This window comes from Caulobacter sp. DWP3-1-3b2, from assembly GCF_049896325.1.
Classification (GTDB): domain Bacteria; phylum Pseudomonadota; class Alphaproteobacteria; order Caulobacterales; family Caulobacteraceae; genus Caulobacter.
Genome location: NZ_JAFCUB010000001.1, coordinates 216570 through 237497, shown reverse-complemented (window position 1 = coordinate 237497; position 20928 = coordinate 216570). Strand labels below are relative to the sequence as shown.

At 63.8% G+C, this 20928-nt stretch carries 22 protein-coding genes and 1 tRNA gene; 8 read left to right on the top strand and 15 right to left on the bottom strand.

Annotation, left to right across the window (positions count from 1 at the left end; genetic code table 11):
* Positions 1 to 53: 53 nt before the first annotated feature.
* The 7 genes from ACP7AG_RS01185 to ACP7AG_RS01155 all read right to left on the bottom strand — a co-directional run bounded on the left by ACP7AG_RS01185 (position 54) and on the right by ACP7AG_RS01155 (position 5945).
* Complete coding sequence (locus tag ACP7AG_RS01185; RefSeq protein ID WP_426029488.1) at positions 54 to 461, bottom strand: hypothetical protein; 408 nt, start codon at positions 459 to 461, stop codon at positions 54 to 56.
* Between the two features lie 76 nt (positions 462 to 537).
* Positions 538 to 1686: a tyrosine-type recombinase/integrase gene (locus ACP7AG_RS01180; protein ID WP_426029487.1), complete on the bottom strand. Its 1149-nt coding sequence runs from the start codon at positions 1684 to 1686 to the stop codon at positions 538 to 540.
* A gap of 277 nt (positions 1687 to 1963) precedes the next feature.
* The gene (locus ACP7AG_RS01175) at positions 1964 to 3313 is read right to left on the bottom strand and encodes a hypothetical protein (RefSeq protein WP_426029486.1); all 1350 of its coding nucleotides are present in this window, start codon (positions 3311 to 3313) and stop codon (positions 1964 to 1966) included.
* 933 nt (positions 3314 to 4246) lie between these two features.
* Positions 4247 to 4543, bottom strand: coding sequence for a hypothetical protein (locus ACP7AG_RS01170; RefSeq protein ID WP_426029485.1), 297 nt, complete (start codon positions 4541 to 4543; stop codon positions 4247 to 4249).
* Positions 4540 to 4899: a hypothetical protein gene (locus tag ACP7AG_RS01165; protein WP_426029484.1), complete on the bottom strand. Its 360-nt coding sequence runs from the start codon at positions 4897 to 4899 to the stop codon at positions 4540 to 4542. Before ACP7AG_RS01165 ends, ACP7AG_RS01170 begins: the two co-directional genes overlap by 4 nt.
* A gap of 81 nt (positions 4900 to 4980) precedes the next feature.
* Complete coding sequence (locus ACP7AG_RS01160) at positions 4981 to 5358, bottom strand: hypothetical protein (RefSeq protein WP_426029483.1); 378 nt, start codon at positions 5356 to 5358, stop codon at positions 4981 to 4983.
* 245 nt (positions 5359 to 5603) lie between these two features.
* The gene (locus ACP7AG_RS01155; protein WP_426029482.1) at positions 5604 to 5945 is read right to left on the bottom strand and encodes a hypothetical protein; all 342 of its coding nucleotides are present in this window, start codon (positions 5943 to 5945) and stop codon (positions 5604 to 5606) included.
* Positions 5946 to 6256: 311 nt separating this feature from the next.
* On the opposite strand from ACP7AG_RS01155, the gene ACP7AG_RS01150 reads away from it, so the two are divergent.
* Positions 6257 to 6418: a hypothetical protein gene (locus tag ACP7AG_RS01150; RefSeq protein WP_426029519.1), complete on the top strand. Its 162-nt coding sequence runs from the start codon at positions 6257 to 6259 to the stop codon at positions 6416 to 6418.
* Positions 6419 to 6438: 20 nt separating this feature from the next.
* On the opposite strand, the gene ACP7AG_RS01145 is transcribed toward ACP7AG_RS01150, so the two are convergent.
* The 7 genes from ACP7AG_RS01145 to hemC all read right to left on the bottom strand — a co-directional run bounded on the left by ACP7AG_RS01145 (position 6439) and on the right by hemC (position 13812).
* A complete protein-coding gene (locus ACP7AG_RS01145) occupies positions 6439 to 8223 on the bottom strand; it encodes a DGQHR domain-containing protein (RefSeq protein ID WP_426029481.1) in 1785 nt (594 codons plus the stop codon).
* A gap of 16 nt (positions 8224 to 8239) precedes the next feature.
* The gene (locus tag ACP7AG_RS01140; RefSeq protein WP_426029480.1) at positions 8240 to 9166 is read right to left on the bottom strand and encodes a DNA-methyltransferase; all 927 of its coding nucleotides are present in this window, start codon (positions 9164 to 9166) and stop codon (positions 8240 to 8242) included.
* A 357-nt stretch (positions 9167 to 9523) separates the two neighbouring features.
* Positions 9524 to 9599: transfer RNA gene (locus ACP7AG_RS01135), tRNA-Thr, on the bottom strand.
* A 74-nt stretch (positions 9600 to 9673) separates the two neighbouring features.
* The gene (locus tag ACP7AG_RS01130; protein WP_426029479.1) at positions 9674 to 11221 is read right to left on the bottom strand and encodes a heme biosynthesis protein HemY; all 1548 of its coding nucleotides are present in this window, start codon (positions 11219 to 11221) and stop codon (positions 9674 to 9676) included.
* Complete coding sequence (locus ACP7AG_RS01125; RefSeq protein ID WP_426029478.1) at positions 11218 to 12102, bottom strand: COG4223 family protein; 885 nt, start codon at positions 12100 to 12102, stop codon at positions 11218 to 11220. Before ACP7AG_RS01125 ends, ACP7AG_RS01130 begins: the two co-directional genes overlap by 4 nt.
* A 44-nt stretch (positions 12103 to 12146) precedes the next feature.
* Positions 12147 to 12854, bottom strand: coding sequence for a uroporphyrinogen-III synthase (locus ACP7AG_RS01120; protein ID WP_426010765.1), 708 nt, complete (start codon positions 12852 to 12854; stop codon positions 12147 to 12149).
* 4 nt (positions 12855 to 12858) lie between these two features.
* Positions 12859 to 13812, bottom strand: coding sequence for a hydroxymethylbilane synthase (hemC, locus tag ACP7AG_RS01115; protein ID WP_426029477.1), 954 nt, complete (start codon positions 13810 to 13812; stop codon positions 12859 to 12861).
* A 71-nt stretch (positions 13813 to 13883) separates the two neighbouring features.
* On the opposite strand from hemC, the gene tsaD reads away from it, so the two are divergent.
* From tsaD to ACP7AG_RS01085, 6 genes are all read left to right on the top strand, one after another.
* On the top strand, positions 13884 to 15002 hold the full coding sequence (tsaD, locus tag ACP7AG_RS01110) for a tRNA (adenosine(37)-N6)-threonylcarbamoyltransferase complex transferase subunit TsaD (protein ID WP_426029476.1): 1119 nt from the start codon (positions 13884 to 13886) through the stop codon (positions 15000 to 15002).
* Positions 14999 to 15994, top strand: a complete 996-nt coding sequence (locus ACP7AG_RS01105) for an NAD(P)H-dependent glycerol-3-phosphate dehydrogenase (RefSeq protein WP_426029475.1) — start codon at positions 14999 to 15001, stop codon at positions 15992 to 15994. Before tsaD ends, ACP7AG_RS01105 begins: the two co-directional genes overlap by 4 nt.
* A 61-nt stretch (positions 15995 to 16055) precedes the next feature.
* Positions 16056 to 16337: a YciI family protein gene (locus ACP7AG_RS01100; protein ID WP_426010758.1), complete on the top strand. Its 282-nt coding sequence runs from the start codon at positions 16056 to 16058 to the stop codon at positions 16335 to 16337.
* 6 nt (positions 16338 to 16343) lie between these two features.
* Positions 16344 to 16628, top strand: coding sequence for a YciI family protein (locus ACP7AG_RS01095; RefSeq protein WP_426010757.1), 285 nt, complete (start codon positions 16344 to 16346; stop codon positions 16626 to 16628).
* On the top strand, positions 16625 to 16975 hold the full coding sequence (locus ACP7AG_RS01090) for a Rieske (2Fe-2S) protein (RefSeq protein WP_426029474.1): 351 nt from the start codon (positions 16625 to 16627) through the stop codon (positions 16973 to 16975). The genes ACP7AG_RS01095 and ACP7AG_RS01090 overlap by 4 nt, the downstream gene beginning before the upstream one ends.
* A gap of 203 nt (positions 16976 to 17178) precedes the next feature.
* Entirely contained in the window at positions 17179 to 17961 is a 783-nt protein-coding gene (locus ACP7AG_RS01085; RefSeq protein ID WP_426010755.1) for a class I SAM-dependent methyltransferase, read from the top strand.
* 51 nt (positions 17962 to 18012) lie between these two features.
* Here the strand turns inward: ACP7AG_RS01085 and ACP7AG_RS01080 are convergent, their stop codons facing one another.
* The gene (locus tag ACP7AG_RS01080) at positions 18013 to 18762 is read right to left on the bottom strand and encodes a creatininase family protein (protein WP_426029473.1); all 750 of its coding nucleotides are present in this window, start codon (positions 18760 to 18762) and stop codon (positions 18013 to 18015) included.
* A gap of 155 nt (positions 18763 to 18917) precedes the next feature.
* Here ACP7AG_RS01080 and acs point away from each other — a divergent pair, with 155 nt between their 5' ends.
* Complete coding sequence (acs, locus tag ACP7AG_RS01075) at positions 18918 to 20876, top strand: acetate--CoA ligase (protein WP_426029472.1); 1959 nt, start codon at positions 18918 to 18920, stop codon at positions 20874 to 20876.
* The last annotated feature ends 52 nt before the right edge of the window (positions 20877 to 20928 follow it).

The following is a 20928-nucleotide window of genomic DNA, read 5'->3' as shown; positions in this document are numbered from 1 at the left end:
CCGAAGCTCCGACGGCAGGTAGCTAAGGGTCCCGCGACCTTCGCCCGCCTCGATCACCCCTTGCCCCTGTACGGCGCTCTACGGACCGTCCAGACGGGGTTGTGGCGGCCGATCATCGGATACGTGAGCTGTCGGGTCGCCTTCCTGACCTCTTTGCCGGAGCCGATGACTAGGACCTGGGTCTCAAGCTGATCGCGGTGTTCATGGATCAGGCAGCCGGCGCGGTAGTTCCTTGCGCTTGAGCTCACACGCCAGAAGTCGTGGAGACGATTGCAAAGGCCGCCGGGAAGGCCGACGGCCGCGCCCAGCGCCATCACCCGGCCGCCGTCCAAGAAGCGGTACAGGCCGACTTGGCGACGAAGCTGGGGCTGGCGTTCCTGCAGCCCACCCTCGACGGTGACCCATTGTTGGTCCCAGTCGGCGAGGGTCAGTCCGCCGAACAGATGCGAATGCGTAGTCATGTTCTGATCTCAAAAAAAAAGGGGGTAACCCCGCCCCGAACGCCAGACGAAACCGGCATACGGAGCGGGGAAGGGGTCAGGCGACCTGCTTGGCCGCCCCGGCCTCGACAGCCTTGAGCAGGGTGTCGTTGGCCAGGTGCGAGTACCGCTGGGTCGACTGGTAACTCGCATGGCCCAACACCTTGCCGACGGCGAACAGGTCGACGCCGCTGTTGACCATGAACGACGCCGCCGAATGCCTCAGATCGTGGATCCGAAGGCCCGGCAGATTCGCGGTCCGAATCGCCTGCTGCCATCCATGTTTGATCGAAACAAAGGGCTTGAGGGTCTCGGGGTTAGGGACCAGCCAGGGGCAGCCCTTGAAGCGCGGCAGGGCCTCCATGATCGCCAAGGCGGCAGTCGAGAGCGGGACGTGACGTGACTTGCCGGTCTTGCTCGTCGGGATCAACCAGGATCGCCTTTCTACATCGACGTGCTCCCACCGGGCGTCCAGCAGCTCCCTCAGCCGAGCGCCGGTCAAGAGCAACAGCCCGACGATGTGCTGGAGTTGCGTGTTCTTGGAGGCCGCCACGGCGATACGGAGTCGCGCCGCCTCTTGCGCCGAGAGGAAGCGTTCTCGGGCGTTGTTCAGCGGTTTTCGAGGGATTCCACGCGTCGGGTTCCTCTCGGTGCCGGGCACGTTCCAGCCCACACCCAACACGAAGGATCGCCCGAAGATCACCCTGAGCTTCTCAACAGACGCAGGGGCGAGCCCTTCAGCTTGCTTGTCCGCGATCCATTGCCCGACGGCCCTATTGTCGATGTCTGTCAGCCGCATCTTCCCCCACTTAGGAAGGATATGGACCCGCATGCACATCTCGATGGTCGAGTACGACTTCTGATGCTTGGCGAAATCGAGGTGCATGGCTGCCAGCTCCCGGTACAGCGGGATAGATTTCGCGAGCGCCTTTTTAGCGCCGGGGTCGCCGCCCAAGGTGACCTCCGACCGAAGCCGCTGCGCCTCCTTCTTGGCTGCAGCGAAGCTGAGATCTTCGACACAGCCGATCTTGTGTTGCCTCTGGCGTCCGGCTTGGTCCTGATAGCGAAAATAGTAGGTCCCGCCGCCACTTGAGCGCCTCTCCAGTACAAAGCCTTTGAGGGTGTCGTCGTACCAGTCGGTCCGAGCTTTTCCGGGCTCGCACGCGGCAGTGGATACGAACGCATGGTCGAGTTTTGCCTTAGGCATAGTGGTGTCCTTCCATTGGGTTTGGGTGATGGGCGCGCGAGCGCCAGAGGGCCGCGAGGGGCCGCATTGGGTGGTGGGTAAGGGCGGGGGCGGAGCGACCTAAGTCGTCCCCTGAGGCGGCCAGGGGGCGGCAAGAGGTGGGGGTGCCGAGGGCTCAAAAGCGGTGCCGGGAACCGCGCGAACGGCCGACCGGCGTCGGCTGGTCAACTCAAAAGGGGTAAAAGAGGCGGTTACCCCTTTTCCCCTTTTCGATGGCCCCTAGAAGCTTCGGGCACGCTCAGTCGGCCAGCACCCGCCAAGCTTTTCGTTCCGTGATTTCGCCAGGCTCAATCCGCAGGCCGCCCGCTCTACGACCCCGGTTCTTTTTCAAATACCAGCCCAGCTTATTGGGGTTGATGTACCGGCCATCCATGACGGGAAGCTCAGCAAGAACGTCCATCAGGTCCGAGTCGAGTTCCGCCTTGTCCACGACCTTCCTGACGGTCATGGGCCTTGCCCCAAAGGCGAGATACCAAGCGTCTAGAAGCTCCCCGAGCGCCTGCTGATCCGAGTCGTCTGTCACCTGTTGGATGAGACTCTGCGCTGGGTCTGGCTCGCCCAACCAAAGGAGCGGCTGGCGGCAGTAGACGGACCACTCCTCGAAGGTGCCGATGGGAGGCACATCGGCCAATGGCCGCCCCGCAGCATGAAAAGCGCCGATGATCGTCAACGCGGCGGAGACCACTTGCGCGCGTCGCTTGCGGGTGTGTTCGACAGGCCCCTCCCCATCAAAGTCGGTAAGAGAGGGCGTTGCACTCTGCGGAGTTAGGCGGATCGAAACGACCCGACGCCGCATATCTTGTTCGGGCTCAATGTTGTTGCCTGTGCCCAGGAAGAGCACATTCGTCCTCGCCGTGGCGGTTCGGCTGGAACCCAGCAAACGCTCGGTGGTCGTGGCGCTCGTGAGGGCCTTGTTGAGAGCGCCGAACGACTTCCAGTCGGTCTGCATATCGTCGAACAGGATAACCGCCGGCTTTTCCAGCAGCATCGCCAAAACGACCTTGGTCGCTTCATCAGCCTTGGAGGGGTAGCTAACGTTGTACGGGTCGTCTGGACCCGCAATCGAGGCGATGAGCTTGGCCAGGTAGCTTTTTCCACTGCCCGATCTGGTGGCGCTTACGCTGAAGGCGGGGGCTTGAGAGAGCGACGGTCGGACCGCTGCGGTGAGCATTGCAGCCAAGGCGGCTGACCTGTCGGAATCCGAGGCGAAGGGAAAATCACGGATAAGCCAATTCAGATAGGCAAGAGCGCGTTCCGCCTTTTCCCTCGTCGGCTCGCCCAGGTCGTAGTCCGCCTTGTCGAAAACGCCATAGATGCCCGTCTGGGCGTCGTAACCGGGGGCGGTGATGAGCCTGTGATCTGCTCCATAGAAGGGCTGACGCGCCAAACCCAAGAGCGGGCGCAGATACGGCCGGTCCTGCCCGTACCTCAGGGCCTGGACGACGTTGACTGATGGGTCAGAGCGCACCCACTCGTTCCCCCGCACCTTCCTCTCCCAATCGATCTTGGCGGATAGGACAGCGCTGAGGGTCTGGTCGTTGACGAGTTCAGAAGCCACACCGACGCCAAGCCGATCAACGATCCGCACGATCGGCCCACCTGAGTGAAAGTAGGTCCCTTCCCCAGCCAACACCCGCTCCGCCGCCGCAGCGGCTAGATGACCCTCGCCAGGAGAGACGCGGATACGAGGCTTAGCGCGCGCCATCGCTGGCGTTACTCGGAGGTGTTCAATCAGGCTTGTCGCCGTCAACCTCTCAGCATGGGCGTGGCCGCAATCGAAGCGACCGATTGGGTTAGCATTGTCAGGCTCGGTGTAGCTTGCTTCAGTGTCCCCTTCTGCCCCGTGCTCAGAGGCCCAAGGGCAAATTACCCTGTGACGCCTGCTCCCCAGCGCCTGGCCGTAAAGGTCGGCCGCAATGAGCGCATCGACCACGGGATTGGATTTCGGAGCGGGAGTGAAGACCTCATCCGCCTGGTCGTGAGGCGGCTCCTGCGGCGGACATTGGCTCCTGGTGCATTCGGGTAGGTCGGGGAGGTTTGGCGGTCTATCGGGGCCAGGCTTAGCCTGGTTGATTACGATCTTGCTCGGGTCACTTTTCTTCTGAGGATCTTCGGCCATAAGGATTCCTGGGCGCATTGCCCCGCTCCACGGACAAGTGGAGAGAGCAAAAGGGGTGAAAAGGGTGAAGTCGCGCTTGCGGGAATATGTCTAAGACCTCATATTTTGAGGCTTAGCTGGCCACTTGGCTCGTATCGGCGCACTTGCTGCCTTTCGGCATGCCGTGATTGCTTCTACCGAGAGCTCAATCTCGCGTCAACAGGGCGGTAAGATTGATCGATAGAATTCTAACTTTTAGATATGTTTTTCCTATGTATCGCTCGATAACCTTATTATTCCGTAAGTTCCTATTTTCCGTGCTTTTAACATTCAACCGATCTTGGACCTGTCGAAAGGCACTTTGGCCGGGAAGTCGGGAAGCCATCAGCGAAAGGCACTTAATTAAGCTCCCCGGCCCGCTCCCTAGTTTGAGTGGTGTTCACAAGCATCGGGCAGAAGCGACTGCCCTACGGTGTCGGGCTTCCGGCTGATCGCCAGGGTCGCCATCCAGACCAGAACGAAAGCGCCGATGGCGATGCCAGGCCTTGCGCTGACGACGCTGCCCAGAGCCGAGAGCGCCACGAACGCCAAGGTTTCCCGAGGCTGGGTGATCAGCGAGTAGGCCAAGGCGAGCAACAGCGTCACCAAAAGGACCGGCAACAACGCCTTGAGGGCGGCTAGCGCCAGCAGGAGCATCAGGAGACCTGTGGCCCTGTTCATGCGTCCTGCGCCCAGACGTAAGAGAGACACAGCGCATGGATGCCTAGTTCCGTGCCGGGGCCGTTCTCCACGAAGACCAGGGTGAGGGCATCGCCGCCGGCATGGAAGGCGAACTCGAACCAAAGCCCGTGGTCCTTGATCCAGTCTGGCGTGAACGGCTCTGGCTGATCGCCGGTGATGCCAAAGCCCAAAGCCGCATTGATGATGTCGGGTGTGTCGCCACCTTGGACGACAACCACCCTAGCCCTTTCGCCAGCAGCCTCCAGCTGACCTGTTCGAAGGAGGATCAAGGCGCGCAGGTCAAGTTCGAATTCGGCGTCGTCGATTGGACGAGACAGCCACACGTTCTGAGTCATGGGTTTGGCCCCTTCAGGCATAAAAAAGGCCCCCGCGACGGTGTCGTGGAGGCGCGTTCATTGGGTTGGGTTGAGAAGGCTCTAGGGACGGTCCGCTACAGCCAGGCAGTTGAAGCGTAGGACGTAGTTCGTGTCGGGATGGTCAGCGACGAACACCAGCATCCCGAACTCGTCGGTCAGCACGTAGGCCAGCTCGAACCATGAGCCGTGGTCGTTCATCCACTCGAACCCTGGCTGTTCGGCCTGCTCCCAGGTGATCGGGTAGCCGACCGCCTCATGGATGACCTCCGACGTGTCGCCTGGCTGGACGACGACGATCTGGAGAATATCGCCGAGAGGCTGGCGGCGGTCAGTGTCCACCTGCCAGACACGAAGACCGATAAGAGCCCGTAAGGTGGGGTCGAGGGCAGGGTCGGTTAGTGCAGCTGTGACCGCATCACGGTCGGTGAGTGACAACATAGGCGGGCTCCATTCTGGACAAAGAAAAGCCCCCGCGACGGAGGTCACGAGGGCTCAGGTTGGACTGTGGTTCTCGCCAGCGAGGCCGGCAGTGAAAGTTCTTAGTTCATTGTTTTTATGGGATTTCCGTATTGAGAGGGCACCAAATTACGCTCCAGTGGAGAGCGATCTGGCCGCTCCGTGCATCCGCCGCGCGGGCATGGGCAAAGGCGTGAAGCCTTGTCTCCACGCGGCTCAACGACCGTTCAGCTCGTCTGCTTTCCCCTCGTCAGGAACATTACAGATGCCCCGGCAACCAGCGCGATGGTGCCCCACAGCAGCATTGACTCATATAGGTTGATCCTTCTTTGAGTGATGTCGGGGCTAACATGTGTTAGGTGATAATGGTCTTGGTATTCACGAGCCTTCTGAAGTGACTCGTTGCTCCCCCATGTCTCGTACTCGGAATTCATCTCTATCTTGCTTGCTATTTCTTGTTGCCGATAGACGCCCTTCAAAGGAAAGTAGTTTGTTGCCCACAACCCACCTACGACAACGTAGAACATGACGACGCCGGCAAGTGCCAGACGCACTACATTTTGACGCATAGATATATTCCCCGTGAATTGTTGGATTAATATTGATGCAGAAATCCTCGTACATCATATAAGATGCCAGAGTTTGCGCGCCTTTAGCCGTTTAAGCCCCACTCATTTCTTGCAATCATTCATCAACAGCAGGCGGAGCCGCATCAACCGATTCAGCCGAAATAACCCGTTCTGGGATATCCCAAGATAGGATTTAACGGAAGCGCCTCACCTCGCAGGGGCGCTCATTGCCGTCATCGGTCTTCACGCAGCGGCATCAGGAATTCGTTCGATTCCTCGTTGAAGCCCGTAAGGCTGCCGGCGTTACCCAGGTGGAATTGGCCGCTCGCCTGGATCGCCCCCAGAGCTTCGTGTCGAAAGTCGAGCGGCGCGAACGTCGGATCGATGTGATCGAGTTTTGCCAGGTCGCTGAAGCCCTCGGTCACGACCCATCAAAGCTGCTCAAAGAATTTGTCGATTGGACGCGACGCTGAAGCGATCTCTATCGCCAGCGTCAAACCGAAGCCGAGGTAGGCCCCGCTTGCTGCTCGCTGGCCGCATAAAGCGCGTACATGTCCTGCGACATTCGATTATACTGGCTGGACTTGTACTTCGAGAACTCGAACGTCTTTAGGAAATCGAGCTTCCCATCAAGTTCGGATGGATCAAGCTTTCCCTGAGCGCGGAGTATTTCCCTCTGGAAGAGTATAGTTCCATTAATATTGACAGTGTTTAGAAAATAGAACTGATCTTTTCTAGAAGTAACCCAACTACCGTTCGGCAGCGCTTTTCTTATTTCAATAAAATATTCTGAAATAATTTTAAAGCAGAATTCGACGTACTCAGATAGTAGATCCTGATCCTTGCCTTCAAGAAGAAGCCCCTTATTCGGCTTGTCCCAAACCGAAAACAGCGATTCATCGCTATCAAGTTTAACAACCTGCTTAAGACCAAAGCTCACAATTGACGATGTCTTAATTTTCTCGACATCATGACTATATCTAGCAAATTCGTTGTTAAACGGGCCTGACCTGTCATTCATAAGCGTGATAACGCGCTTGGCGATGGAAATAGGGCTAAACGGTTTGAGTATAAGATCTATTTCTTGAAGAAGAGCCGGGGGAACACTGGTCTGATTAGCATTGATTTCAGCAAACAGTCGTGCTTCAAACTTCAGCTTATCGCCATCAGATGTCCCGGGAGGAAACATTACGCCTGTCACAAGTAGATTTTGGACCTGGCGCATTTGCCCTATTTCTTCGTCGTGATCACCACCCTCATAGTATGAAAAAACCCGATGCTGCCCGTCGATTATTCCAATAGAGTTATGCCGTTTCGGAAGAGATACCGTCGCAGACTGCGTTTTCTTAACCGCGTCTGCGTCTTGGGTATGTCCATCGTCGCCATAAATCATCGCATCGTCAGGTATAGTTACAATAATATTGTTTACGAAGACGCGCTTCTTTTCCAGAAGATAGGATCTTATTAGATCTACCTTCTTTTTCCCGATGATTCTCTGATATAGGCCGGCTTCATCGCGCCACCCTTCTCGCCTCAAAACATAGGCCCTCTGTAAAAGAGCCGCAGGGTTAGCGTAAAATGATATTACCTTATAGCCGTCCTCAAACATGGAGTGGGATGACGGAAGAACAGATCCCCTAAATTTCTCTTCTGTCGCGCCTTGCGTGTTCAGGACATCCATTCCCACTTCGCCGGCAGGAACATCCATAAATTGTAACAGCTCATGCCTCGCAGAGTGCCGGATGGTGGCAGCGAGGTTAGAAAAATACATGGCAATATTGTAATCCATGTATTTTGCGGAAGTCACTTGGTCCTTATAGGTCACTTTAAATTCATACCTAGAACAATATAGAACAACGACGCGGTACGAGTGGTTTGGATATATCGATTTTGCTTCTTGAGCAAATTCTGGGAATCCACTCTTTAGAAAAGCGATAAAATCGGATTGATTGTTATATATGTGATCGAAGGGTATTTTTTTAAGTTTGAGGTGTTCGCCAATGTTAGAAACGGAGGCAGTGTACTCGACAACGATGACCACGTTTTCATATATGAATACATCGTCAAAATCGGACTGCTGACCCTTAAATGTGAACTGCTTATCTATAAGCGAGGTCAACTGCTTAAACCCAGTAGCTGAAATGAGCTTCTGAATAAGCTTTTCGTGGTCCCTCTTAATCTTAGCTTTGGCACGCTTCTCCTTTTCAGCCAGAAGCTGTTCCGGGGTCTTTTTAACTTTTGGGGCCTTTTTGCCCTTCTTTCCGCCAGCTTTCGCCATCTGCCCCCACTCCCCCTTAAACTTCACTTACCGCAAGCCATTCAGCCGGTGTAGTAGCGACCCGTTCATTCGCTTGCGGCCTCCGGACCGGACGCCCCAGCGGCCTAAGAGGCAATGCGCCCTCCTTGAGCAGAGCCAGACGCTCGGAGGCGATTTTGATGAATTCCGGCTCCTTATCGATCCCGAAGCCAACTCGGCCATGTTTCTCTGCGGCAATGACTGACGCTCCAGCGCCGACGAAAGGATCCAGCACATTGTCGCCAGGGTCCGTCAGCGCCAGGACACACCGCTCAACAAGCTCGACGGGAAATTGGCAAGGGTGATCGGTCCGCTCAGGGTGGCCAGCCTTGACATTAGGAATGTCCCAGACAGGATTTTCCTTGAAATCCTTGTCGGCGGAGAATTCCCAGTAGTCTGAGGGATTTTTGCCCCTCGGGTTTCCGCTGGGCTTTCCGGCTCGCTCACCCTTGGCAGCGCTGTGGCGCTTTCCGGGATAGATTTGAGGAATTCGGACCGGATCGAGATTAAATTTATAACTATCCGTCTTTGTAAACCACAGGACCGTCTCATAACGTCCTGAAAAGCGACGATCAGCATTATATCCGAAATTATATCGCCAGATTATTCTGTTTCTCAGTCTAAGACCTAGAGATTTAAATATGTTGTAAAATATTATATCTAGCGGGACTAGTTCACCGTCTTTGACGTAGTTTCCAACCTGCCAGCAGATAGATCCGTCTTCGGCGAGAGTATTGACTAGCGCCTCCGCCACGGTTTCTTGCCAGGCTGTATATTCTTCGAGTGTCAGCTTGTCGCTACGTTCGTAAGATTTACCTATATTATAGGGCGGAGACGAAATTATCAGGTTGAACTTCCCAGCCGGAAGCTGCTGCACGGATTGCAACGCATCACCGCAGAGAAGACGCACGGCCTCTGGTTGCATAGAACTCAACCCTTCCCGAATCACCACCGCAGCTTAAGCGAAGGCGTCAAGTTGGAAAGCGTCTTGGACTTGTCGCTCGACCGGCACAAAATTTATGGCTTCCGCGCCGACCAAGCTGCCTCTCCAGCGAAAGCCACACCCACCACCGACCCACACCACAACCGGTTTTAGGGCGTTGGGCAGGTCCAAATGTCTAATCCTGCTGGAAGTGGTGGTGCTGCCTAGGTGGCCCGCGCACCTGACCTACGTATCACGAATGCGCCACTAAGGTTTAAGGCGCTTTAGCCTCGAAATGAGGAAGAGAGTAGGTTTGCGGCCTTTTGGCCTGTCACCAACTTCCAACCCTATCGGAAGTGGTGGTGCCGCTTACAGGACTCGAACCTGTGACCCCCTCATTACGAATGAGGTGCTCTACCAGCTGAGCTAAAGCGGCGCGCTTCGTTCCAGGACGGGGCCTGGGACCTGGTGTTCCCACCGCCCAAATCACTGGGCGGCGCGAAGAGGGGCCTATTTAGCGGCGCGCGGGCCACTTGCCAAGCGTCGGCGTGAACCACCGTTGCGACGGGGCGCCGGACCGTCGGGTCCGCCGTCCGATCCGCCATCCAAAGAGACCCTGGTGTCGAAGACTCCGGGGTCGTCGGGGATCGGCATCAGGGCGCCACCAGTCTCGGCGGCCCGAACGAAGGGCGTGGATTCGGCATAGGCCGAGGGCAGCTGGGGCCGTTCGCTCATCGTGCGCTCGCGGCGCTCGAACCGCGGGTGGATCAACTCGCCGGTCTCGGCGTAGCTGACGGTCAGCCGAGCCCAGTCCTCGCGGGCATAGGCGAAGGCCCGGCCTTCGGGGTCGAGGTCCGACCAGTCGGCTTCCTGCGGGGCGGCCGCGCCGCGGGCGATCCAGGCGCGAGCCTCGTCGGCCTCGCCGTTGGCGTAGGCGACGCGCGACATCAGGCCGGCGATCCGCGCCGTCAGCGCTTCTTGCGGCAGCAGGCGCGCGGCGGCGCGGGCCGCCACCGGATCGCCGCCGACCAGGGCGCTCTCCACCTTCAGCAACTGGCTCTCTCGCGCCTCGGGCTTGAGGTTAGCCAGGGTCGCCAGGCGGGCGGACCGGACCTTGGGCGTCTCATTGGTCTTCAGGTCGCGATAGGCCAACCACAGGGCCGGATGGGGCGACAGCTTCCAGGCCGCTTCCAGCAGGCTGCCGGCCTTTGCGGCCTTGCCGTCGTCAGCCAGCAGGCGGGCGGCCATGACCACGCCGGGGGCGAAGTCGGGCTTCAGCCGGGCCGACTGAACGGCGAAGTCGAGCGCCTGGGTCAGACCCCTGGGATCGTCGGACTCTTCCAGGGCGGCGGCCGAGGCGGCCAGCAAGGCGGCGCGAGCCCGCTCGGCGACCAAGGGCGGCACGATCTTGCGCTCCAGCGCGCCTTGGACGAGATCAAGAGCGGCCTTCCAGTCTCCGACCTCCAGCCGCGCCTCCAGCAGGGCCCGCCAGGCCCAACGGGCGGTCTTGGCCAGACCATAGGCGGTCTCGGCATGGCGCAGGGCCAGGGTCTTGTCGCCTTCGGCCGAGGCGGTCTGCATCAGGCCGCGCAGGCCGGCCAGCCGCATCTCGGGAAAGCCGAGCATGGCGTTGTAGGCTTGGCGGGCGGCGACATGATCGCCCGCGGCCTCGGCGGCCTGGGCGGCCAGCACCCGGATCAGCGCAGGGGCGTCTTCGGCCAGTTCGGCGGCCTTTTGAGCCAGGCGGCGAGCCTCGGAGCCGTCGCCGGCGGCCACGGCCAGAAAGCCACGCGACAGGGCCTCGATCCCCTGCTTGCGCCTGGACTCGGCCTGGGCGCGGGCGGCGCGCCGCGGCGCCTCGACCACCCATAGCAGGCCGCGCCACAGGATGGTCGCGAGCAGGGCGGTGAACAGGGTCAGCAGGGCGGCGGCCACGGCGGTCATCTCGACCCGCCAGCCCATCCAGTCCAGGCTGGCCGCGCCCGGTTCGCCGGTCAGGGCGACCACCGCCACGGCGATGGCCGCGACGACGAAGAAGACGAACGCCGCGCGGATCATGGCGTCCCCACCGGGGCGGCCGCCGGGGACCGAGTCACCTGAACCAGGCCGGCCAGGGCGTCGGCGCGGAGGGCTGCGATGTGGCGATCGATCTCGACCCGGCGCTCTGCGGTGGCGCGCCAAGGCGCCAGGATGGTCTGAGCGCTTGCGGGCAGCGGCTCGATCGCCGCCAGCGCGCCTTCGATGTCGCCCTCGTTCAACAGCTTCTGGGCCCGGCCGAGCAGGGCGTCCGGGGTCGAGCCCTGGGTCGCGCCGACCTGGCGGATCGAGACGATCCTCGACAAGGCGTGGCGCAGCTTGGCGAGGAAATCGCCCGCGCGTCCCGGATCGCGGGCGGCGACGTCCGCGCGGCCGGCCAGGGCCTCGAACTCGGCGGCGAGGCCCGATCGGGTGGGGGCGCCGGTCTGGGCCAGGCGGTTCAGGGCGCGCAGGTCGGACGACAGAGGCAACATGCGCCCCAACCCGGCCAGTTCCTGGCTGAAGGGCCGCGCCGTGCCGGCGGCGTCGGCCAGGGTGGCGGCGGCCAGGGCGGCGGCGGCGGCGTCGATCGCGCGCTGCTGGCCGTTTTCCAGGACGGCGAGACGCGCCTCCAGGCGCCCGATCTCGATATCGGGCGCGGGCGCGGCGGCCGCGACGGACGGAGGCAGGACGGGGTAGGTTGGGGAGGCCGATGCGATATCCGACACGGGGGCCGCCGGGGCCGGCGGCTTGGCATGGGGGAACGCCGTCGGGCCGAATCGCGCCAGCCCCGCGCCCAGCGCCAGGCAGACCAGGCCGAAGACGACGACCGCCCAGACGCCCAGGCCCAGCCGGCGCCGGGGCGCATAGAGCGCCGGGTCGCGCGGCGCGACGATTTCAGCGGGGTCGGAAGCAGTGGTCATGAGTCCATTCGTGCCCCACGCCGCCGCGCCGCGCAATCGCTCAGCTACAGCGTGAGTAAGCTCAACAGCGCGGTTTCGGTCGGGCGCGGCGCGCACGTCACAGACCTTAGGCCTCCCGTAAGGCCCAACGCTCCAAGCGGCGCGGCGACCGCGGGCGACAGGCACAGGATCCTCAGACGCGGAGCGGGACAGTGAGCGAGCAGAGCCGCCAAGGTCCGCGCGGCTCGGGGCGAATACACCAGCGCCGCCGCGAGGGTGTCGATCGCCGCCAAGGTGGTCGGGGCGGGATCGCGCGCGACGGTCTCGTAAAGCGCCAGGCGGATCGCGGTGACTCCCGCCTCGGCGAGCGGCGCCACCAGATCTCCGGCCGGCTCCAGGGCGCCGGGATGGAGCACGACGCCGTCCAACTCGGCGGCCTCGCCAGCGATCAGCCACGCCAAGGCCTCGACGTCGCCTTCAGCGGACTCCACCCGGGCAAAGCCCGCCTCGCGGGCGGCGGCGGCGGTGCGGTCACCAACCGCGAACGCACGACGCGAGCGGTCAGGGCTGGCGCGGGCGAAGGCCGAGACGCCGTTGACGCTGGTGAAGGCCAGAGCCGCCACGCCCGTCAGGTCGATCACCGGCGACAGGTCGCGCACGGTCAGCAACGGATCGACCAGCGGTGTGAAGCCCATGGCCTCAAGACGAGCGGCGGTGGCCTCCGCGCCCGGCGAGGCCCGGGTGACCCAAATCCGCCGCGACTCGCCGGTCATGGCCCTACTCGGTGAGGATCAGGGCCGGACCGCCCTCGACCCGCACGGCGCCGCCCAGCTCCAACCCCAGGGCTCGGGCCTGGTCGGTGGCGTCGAGGCTGGACAGGGTGACCGAGCCCTCGCGGCGGAAACGGTGGGCGCCGTCCGGAGTCAGGGCCTCGACGATCATCGTCAGGGTCAGGCCCTCCAGCCGGGCATAGGCGCCGACCGCCGTGCGGCACGAGCCTTCCAGGGCGTAGAGCGCTCCGCGCTCGGCGGCCACGGCGAGGGTGGTGGCCTGGCAACGCACGGCCTGCAGCCAGGGCAGGTCGACATCCTCGGCGCGGGTCTCGATGACCAGGGCGCCCTGGCCCGGGGCCGGCGGGGCGGCGATCGGATCAAGCCAACTGCGCGGCAGATGGCCCAGGCCCAGGCGATTCAGGCCAGACTGGGCCAGCAGGATGGCGTCGGCCTCGCCACGCTCCAGCTTGGCCAGGCGGGTGTCGACATTGCCGCGCAGCATGACGATCTCGAGGTCCGGCCGCACGTTCAGGGCCTGGGCTTGCCTGCGTAGCGAGGCGGTGCCCAGGCGCGCGCCCTTGGGCAGGTCTTCCAGCCGCTCGGCGAAGTGGCTGATGAAGGCGTCACGCGGGTCCTCGCGCTCGGGCACGGCCGCCAGCACCAGGCCTGGCGGCAGCTCGGCGGGCATGTCCTTCAGCGAATGGATGGCGCAGTCGATGCGACCCTCGATCAGGGCCTCCTCGATCTCCTTGGTGAACAGCCCCTTGCCGCCGATCTCCATCAGCCGGCGGTCCTGGATGCGGTCGCCGCTGGTGACGATCGGGATCAGCTGGGCGAACGACTCGATGTCGTCGGGTCCCGCGCCGAGGGCGGCCGCGATGCGGGCCTGCATCAAGCCAGACTGGGCCAGCGACAGCTTGGAGCCGCGCGCGCCGATGCGGATGGGTTGCCGGGACACGGTGGGGGCGTTACCTGCAGAGCGATAAGAAGCCTTCGCTGCTACAGGAGCGGCGGGAACCCCGCAACCGAATGACCACCCTTAAGCAACCTGGCCCCACGCAATCGACCCTGACCGTCCTCGGGCTGGAGACCAGCTGCGACGAGACAGCCGCGTCCGTGGTGCGGCGCAGCGCGGACGGCCGCGTCGAGGTGCTGTCGTCGATCGTAGGCACTCAGTTCGAGCAGCATGCCCCGTTCGGCGGCGTGGTGCCCGAGATCGCCGCGCGCGCCCATGTCGAGGCCATCGACGGCGTGGTGGCCCAGGCGATGCGCGCGGCGGGGCTCGGTTTCGCGGACCTGGACGGCGTCGCCGCCACCGCCGGGCCGGGCTTGGTGGGCGGGGTGATGGTCGGGTTGGCGTTCGGCAAGGCCGTCGCCCTGGCCCGCGACCTGCCGCTGGTGGCGGTCAACCACCTGGAGGGCCACGCGGTCTCGGCGCGACTGGGGGCGGAGATCGCCTATCCGTTCCTGCTGCTGCTGGTCTCCGGCGGCCATTGCCAACTGCTGGAAGTGGCCGGCGTCGGGGCCTGCACGCGCCTGGGCACCACCATCGACGACGCGGCCGGCGAGGCCTTCGACAAGATCGCCAAGAGCCTGGGCCTGCCCTATCCCGGCGGCCCGGCCCTGGAAAAGCTGGCGACGAGCGGCGACCCCACCCAGTTCAACCTGCCGCGCGCCCTGCTGGGTCGCAAGGACTGCGACTTCTCGTTCTCCGGCCTGAAGACCGCCGCCGCGCGGCTGGCCGAGAAGGTCACCAACGACACCGAGCGCGCAGACCTGGCCGCCGCCGTGCAGTTCGCCATCGCCCGCCAGCTGTCGGAACGCACCGACCGGGCCATGAAGCTCTATGCCGCTAGCCATCCGGGCCAGGCCTTGCGCTTCGTGGTGGCCGGCGGCGTCGCGGCCAATGGCGCCGTGAAAGCCGCGCTGCGCAAGGCCTGCGACGACAACGGCTTTTCCTTCGACGCGCCCCCCCTGGCCTATTGCACCGACAACGCCGCGATGATCGCCCTGGCCGGGGCCGAGCGGCTGGCGGCCGGGATTTCAGACGACCTGGACGCCGTGGCGCGTCCGCGTTGGCCGCTGGACGAGGCCGCAGCGTTATCCCATCCGAGCAACAACTTCGGCCGCAAGGGAGCCAAGGCATGACCTTCACGCACGCGGGCGTCATCGGCGCCGGAGCCTGGGGCACCGCCCTGGCCCAGGTCTGCGCCCGGGCCGGGCTGAAGGTCACCCTGCAGGCCCGCGAGGCTGAGGTGGTCGCCTCGATCGCCGCCCGCCACGAGAACACCATGTTCCTGCCCGGCGTGCTGCTGGACGACACGGTCATCGCCTCGGCCGACATGGCGGCTCTGGCGGCCTGCGACCTGATCCTGGCCGTGCCGCCGGCCCAGCACCTGCGCTCGGCGCTGACGGCCTTGAAGCCGCACCTGCAGCCCCGCGTCCCGGTGGTGCTGTGTTCCAAGGGCGTTGAGCAGGGCTCGCTCAAACTCATGAGCGAGGTCGCCGGCGAGGTGCTGCCGGGCAATCCGATCGCCGTGCTGTCGGGTCCCAGCTTCGCCGGCGAGGTGGCGCGCGGCCTGCCCACAGCCGTCACCCTGGCCTGCGAGGACGAAGCCCTGGGCATGGCCATCGTCGAGGCCATCGCCATCCCGGCCTTCCGCCCCTATCTCGCCGCCGACGTCATCGGGGCCGAGGCCGGCGGGGCGGTCAAGAACGTGCTGGCCATCGCCTGCGGCATCGTCGAGGGCAAGGACCTGGGCCGCAGCGCCCACGCCGCCCTGATCACCCGCGGCTTCGCCGAACTGACCCGTCTGGCCGTGGCCCTCGGCGGCAAGGCCGAGACGGTGGCCGGCCTGTGCGGCCTGGGCGACCTGGTGCTCACCTGCTCCAGCCCGCAGTCGCGCAACATGAGCGTCGGCCTGGCGCTTGGGGCCGGCCAGACCCTGGAACAGGCCCTGGCCGGCAAGGTCTCGGTGGCCGAGGGCGTGGCCTCCGCCCCCGCCGTTCGCGCCCTGGCCCGCTCCCTGGGTGTCGAGACCCCGATCTGCGAAGCCGTCGCCGCCATCCTGGCCGGCGAAGTCGATGTCAACAGCGCGATCCTCGGCCTACTGTCGCGACCGCTGAAGGCTGAGGCCTAAACCACGATTGGGGACAGGCGCATGCGCCTGTCCCCATCAGCATTCCAAAAGGACCCGCCCCATGCCGCTCTACGCCATCATCTGCAAGGACAAGCCCGGCGCGCTCGAGACCCGCCTGGCCACCCGCCCGACCCACCTGGATTATCTGAACAACAGCCCAAACCTGAAGCTGGCCGGCGCCCTGCTCGACGACGCTGGCGGTCCGATCGGTTCGCTCATCGTGGTCGAGGCGGACGACCTGGCCGGCGCCCAGGCTCAGGCCGATGGCGACCCCTTCACCGCCGCTGGCGTTTTCGAGAGCGTCGAGGTCCATCCCTGGCGGCTGGCGATCGGCAGCCTCTAAGCCGTGATGCCGCTCTTCGCCTTGCACTGCCTGGACCGCCCCCACGCCACGACGTTGCGCGCCGAAACGCGGCCCGCTCATCTGGACTATGTCCGCGCCCAGGCGGCCGAGTACCGGTTCGGGGCCTATCTGTTGGACGAGGGCGGGGCGATGTGCGGCTCGCTGATGGCGGTGGAGTGCGCGGACCTCGCCGCCGCCCGGCGCTTCTCGGCCAACGACCCCTATACGTTGGCCAAGCTGTTCGCGCGGATCGACATCCACGAGTGGCCGGTGGGGATCGACGCGCCGTGAACCCCGCCCGCCCCACGTCTGGCGCCGTGCTTTGCCTGCTGGACGAGATCGCCTCGCCGGGCGCGCGGGGGTTTCGCTTTCGCGAGGGCGACGCGGTGTTCGCCGGCTTCGTGGTGCGGCGGGGCGAAGCGGTGGTCGGCTATGTCGACAGCTGCCCGCATGCCGGCTGGCCATTGGCCGGTCCGAGCGGCCGATTTCTGACTCGCGACAATGACCTGATCCTGTGCGGCGGCCACGCGGCTCTGTTCCGCATCGACGATGGCGCCATGGTGGCGGGGCCTTGTCAGGCCGTGGCGCTGACGGCTTGGCCGGTAGACGTGCAGGATGGCCAGATCGTCGCGCTCTGACTCCGCTCATCGCGGCGAATGCCGGGACCCAGATCCCATAGCGGTGTGGCTGATGGAGGGGCTCAGCGCTCTTGGCGTCAGGCCCAGCGCTACTCCAGCTGGGTCCCGGCATTCGCCGGAATGAGCGGTATTTGTTGAGAAAGAACCCGCCCTTAACCCGTTCCGCCTAGGCTTCTCGCCGACTGAAACCGGGAAACCGCGCCATGGCCGACGGGTCCAATCCGAATTTCGACGCCGAGCTGACCGACGCCCACGACGCGCGCGGCCTGGGCGACAAGCTGCGCTCGTTCGCCAAGGTCAATCCGCGCTTCGCTCCAGATTTGGCCCGCACCCTGCTGGCCAAGCGCGACCACACGGTGGTCGAGGCCTTCGACGCCCACAGCGAACAGGTTGGCTACGAGTTCACCTCGGGCTGGGCGTCCAATAACATTCCGTTCGTCACGCCCCTGCTGCGCGACTTCGCGGCCAAACGCGGCGACGCGCCGATCCGATACCTGGAGATCGGCGCCTATGAGGGCCGCAACCTGGCCTTCATGGACTGGCTGATCCCCAATCGCCTGGATGTCACGGTGATCGACCCCTGGTTCGACGAGGCCCTGAACCCGGAAGAGAAATACCACGCCGTCGAGCCGCGCTTTCACCGCAACATGGCCAAGACCTCGTTCCGGTCGATGACCGCCCGCAAGGGGTTCTCGACCTATGAGCTGCCGCGCATGCTGCAGGTCGGTGAAGGCTTCGACCTGATCTATGTCGATGGCAGCCACACCGCCTTGGCCGTTCTGATCGACCTGTGCTTCTGTGCCAGCCTGCTCAGCGTCGGCGGCCTGATGGTGCTCGACGACTACTGGCACGACATCAGCGAAATCGGCGGCCCCGGCGTCAAGCAGGCCGTGGACCAGTTCCACGGCGCGTTCGGGCGCTATTTCGAGATCACGGCGGTGTACCGCCAGGTGGCCCTGACCAAGATCAGCGAGATCCCGCGGTAGATACGAGTGGGGACATGCGCATGCGCATGTCCCCATCAGCGCCCACGATCCTTACACCCGCTCTTCCGCCGAGAACGCCGCCAGGTCGTCGATCAGCGACTGGGCCGCCTGGGCTACCAGCGCGCCGCCCTTTTCGGGCGTGGCCTGGGCCGGGTCGGAGCCCATGCGGCCGTCAGCGTAGCGGGCGCGGAAGTCCAGAGCCTCGCGGATCGGGCCGGTCGGGGCGATCCTGGGCTCATAGTCCGCCGACTTGATGCTACCTGGATAGGCCCACTGGGTCACGGCGATCTCGGACGGGGTCGCGTGGCTGCCGTGGCCGACCGGGAACTGCTGATTGGCCAGACTGAGCACGCCGCTCAGATCCCACCAATTCTTGAGCTTCAGCGCGAACGGCGCGCGTTCGCGCCGAAAGCTGTACTCGGCGTAGATCTCGGAAAACGCCGCTTCGATCGAGGCGACATTGCCGCCATGGCCGTTGAGGAAATAGATCTTCTCGAAGCCGTGGGCGCCGAGCGAGCGCACCCAGTCGCCGATCGCGGCGATGAAGGTCGTGGGCCGCAGGAAGATGGTGCCCGGAAAGGCCAGGTGATGCTGGGCCATGCCGACATTGAAGGTCGGGGCCACCAGCACGCTCGAAGAGAGTTTGCTGGCCTCGTGCGAGATGATCTCCGGGCACAACCAGTCGGTCCCCAGCAAACCCGTGGGCCCATGCTGCTCGTTGGAGCCGATCGGCACCACTACGGTCTTCGACGTCGCGAGATAGGCCTCGATCTCGGGCCAGGTCGAAAGGGCGAGCAGCATGGCTGGAACTCCGCGAGAGACTATCGATGCCTTAACGCCGATGCGGCGGCGATACAGAGAAATGGGGCGCGCCGCCAGAATCCCCAATGGTCTTCTTGCGTCGCTCCGCTCGCCGCGCATAACTCCGCCGCAACGAGATCAAGGGAGTGCAGGGCGTGAGCAACGGACAGGTTTTTCCGGTTTCCGACGACTGGGCGGGCAAGGCTCATATCGACGCCGCCGGCTATGACGCCGCCCTGGCGCGGGTCGAGGCCGATCCCGAGGCCTATTGGCGCGACCTGGCCGCCCGGCTGGACTGGATCACGCCACCGACCCAGATCAAGGACGTCTCGTTCGCCAAGGACGACTTCCGCATCCACTGGTACGCCGACGGCGTGCTCAACGCCTCGGTCAATTGCCTGGACCGCCACCTGCCGCATCGCCAGGACGAGGTAGCCCTGATCTTCGAGGGCGACGATCCGGGCGTGTCGTCGAAGATGAGTTATGGCGAGCTGCACGTCCAGGTTTGCAAGATGGCCAATGTCCTCAAGGACCAGGGTGTCCGGAAGGGCGACCGGGTGACCATCTACCTGCCGATGATCCCGATCGCCGCGGTGGCCATGCTGGCCTGCGCGCGGATCGGTGCGGTGCATTCGGTGGTGTTCGGCGGCTTCTCGCCCGACGCCATCGCCGGGCGGATCCAGGACTGCGCCTCGCACTTCGTGATCACCGCCGACGAGGGCAGGCGCGGCGGCAAGCGGGTGCCGCTGAAGGCCAATATCGACAAGGCGCTGGAGAGTTGCCCCTGGGTGGGCAAGGTGCTTATGGTCCGCTGGACCGGCGCCGACGTGCCGTTGGTGCACGCCCGCGACATCGTCTGGGACGACGTCCAAGAGGCCGCCTCGGCGGACTGCCCGCCCGAGCCGATGAACGCCGAGGATCCGCTGTTCATCCTCTATACCTCCGGCTCGACGGGCAAGCCCAAGGGCGTGCTGCACACCACCGGCGGCTACCTGGCCTGGGCCAGCTGGACCCATGAGGTCGTGTTCGACTACCGACCCTCTGCTCCAGGCAAGAACGGTGAAGTGTTCTGGTGCACCGCCGATGTCGGCTGGGTGACGGGCCACAGCTATGTGGTCTACGGCCCTCTGGCCAATGGCGGGACCAGCCTGATCTTCGAGGGCGTGCCCAACTACCCCACCCCGGCGCGGTTCTGGGAGGTGGTCGACAAGCACCAGGTCGAGATCTTCTACACCGCCCCAACGGCTCTGCGGGCCCTGATGCGCGAGGGCGACGACTGGGTGACGAAGAACGACCTGTCGTCCCTGCGCCTGCTGGGCAGCGTCGGCGAGCCGATCAATCCCGAGGCCTGGCTCTGGTACCACCGCGTGGTCGGCAAGGACCGCCTGCCAATCGTCGACACCTGGTGGCAGACCGAGACTGGCGGCATCCTCGTCTCGCCGCTGCCCGGCGCCACCGCCCTTAAGCCCGGCTCGGCCACCAAGCCCCTGCCCGGCGTCAAGCTGCAACTGGTCGACGCCGAGGGCCAGGTGCTGGAGGGCGCCACCGAGGGCAATCTGGTGATCACCGACAGCTGGCCGGGGCAGATGCGCACCGTCTACGGCGATCACGGCAGGTTCTTCGAGACCTATTTCAGCGCCTATCCGGGCAAGTATTTCACCGGCGACGGCTGCCGGCGCGACGCCGACGGCTATTATTGGATCACCGGTCGCGTGGACGACGTGATCAACGTCTCGGGCCACCGCCTGGGCACCGCCGAGATCGAGAGCGCCCTGGTGGCTCATGACACGGTCGCCGAGGCCGCGGTAGTCGGCTATCCGCACGACATCAAGGGCCAGGGCGTCTATGCCTATGTGACGCTGAAGTCGGGCGTCGAGGCGACCGACGAGCTGCGCAAGACGCTGATCCTCTGGGTGCGCCAGGAGATCGGACCGTTCGCCGCGCCGGACATCCTGCAATGGGCGCCGGGTCTGCCCAAGACCCGCTCGGGCAAGATCATGCGCCGCATCCTGCGCAAGATCGCCGAAAACGAACTGGGCAGCCTGGGCGACACCTCGACCCTGGCCGATCCGTCGGTGGTCGAGGATCTGGTGAAAAATAGAGCCAACGCCTGATGCGCGCCGGGGCGGAAACCGGCCGTAGCGTTTTCGAGCGAAGTGGATTCCG

Bases quoted from the DNA above. Each gene is read 5' to 3' on its own strand.
- ACP7AG_RS01185 (WP_426029488.1), bottom strand. From the start codon at position 461: ATGACTACGCATTCGCATCTGTTCGGCGGACTGACCCTCGCCGACTGG.
- ACP7AG_RS01180 (WP_426029487.1), bottom strand. From the start codon at position 1,686: ATGCCTAAGGCAAAACTCGACCATGCGTTCGTATCCACTGCCGCGTGC.
- ACP7AG_RS01170 (WP_426029485.1), bottom strand. From the start codon at position 4,543: ATGAACAGGGCCACAGGTCTCCTGATGCTCCTGCTGGCGCTAGCCGCC.
- ACP7AG_RS01165 (WP_426029484.1), bottom strand. From the start codon at position 4,899: ATGACTCAGAACGTGTGGCTGTCTCGTCCAATCGACGACGCCGAATTC.
- ACP7AG_RS01160 (WP_426029483.1), bottom strand. From the start codon at position 5,358: ATGTTGTCACTCACCGACCGTGATGCGGTCACAGCTGCACTAACCGAC.
- ACP7AG_RS01155 (WP_426029482.1), bottom strand. From the start codon at position 5,945: ATGCGTCAAAATGTAGTGCGTCTGGCACTTGCCGGCGTCGTCATGTTC.
- ACP7AG_RS01145 (WP_426029481.1), bottom strand. From the start codon at position 8,223: ATGGCGAAAGCTGGCGGAAAGAAGGGCAAAAAGGCCCCAAAAGTTAAA.
- ACP7AG_RS01140 (WP_426029480.1), bottom strand. From the start codon at position 9,166: ATGCAACCAGAGGCCGTGCGTCTTCTCTGCGGTGATGCGTTGCAATCC.
- ACP7AG_RS01130 (WP_426029479.1), bottom strand. From the start codon at position 11,221: ATGATCCGCGCGGCGTTCGTCTTCTTCGTCGTCGCGGCCATCGCCGTG.
- ACP7AG_RS01125 (WP_426029478.1), bottom strand. From the start codon at position 12,102: ATGACCACTGCTTCCGACCCCGCTGAAATCGTCGCGCCGCGCGACCCG.
- ACP7AG_RS01120 (WP_426010765.1), bottom strand. From the start codon at position 12,854: ATGACCGGCGAGTCGCGGCGGATTTGGGTCACCCGGGCCTCGCCGGGC.
- tsaD (WP_426029476.1), top strand. From the start codon at position 13,884: ATGACCACCCTTAAGCAACCTGGCCCCACGCAATCGACCCTGACCGTC.
- ACP7AG_RS01105 (WP_426029475.1), top strand. From the start codon at position 14,999: ATGACCTTCACGCACGCGGGCGTCATCGGCGCCGGAGCCTGGGGCACC.
- ACP7AG_RS01100 (WP_426010758.1), top strand. From the start codon at position 16,056: ATGCCGCTCTACGCCATCATCTGCAAGGACAAGCCCGGCGCGCTCGAG.
- ACP7AG_RS01095 (WP_426010757.1), top strand. From the start codon at position 16,344: ATGCCGCTCTTCGCCTTGCACTGCCTGGACCGCCCCCACGCCACGACG.
- ACP7AG_RS01085 (WP_426010755.1), top strand. From the start codon at position 17,179: ATGGCCGACGGGTCCAATCCGAATTTCGACGCCGAGCTGACCGACGCC.
- ACP7AG_RS01080 (WP_426029473.1), bottom strand. From the start codon at position 18,762: ATGCTGCTCGCCCTTTCGACCTGGCCCGAGATCGAGGCCTATCTCGCG.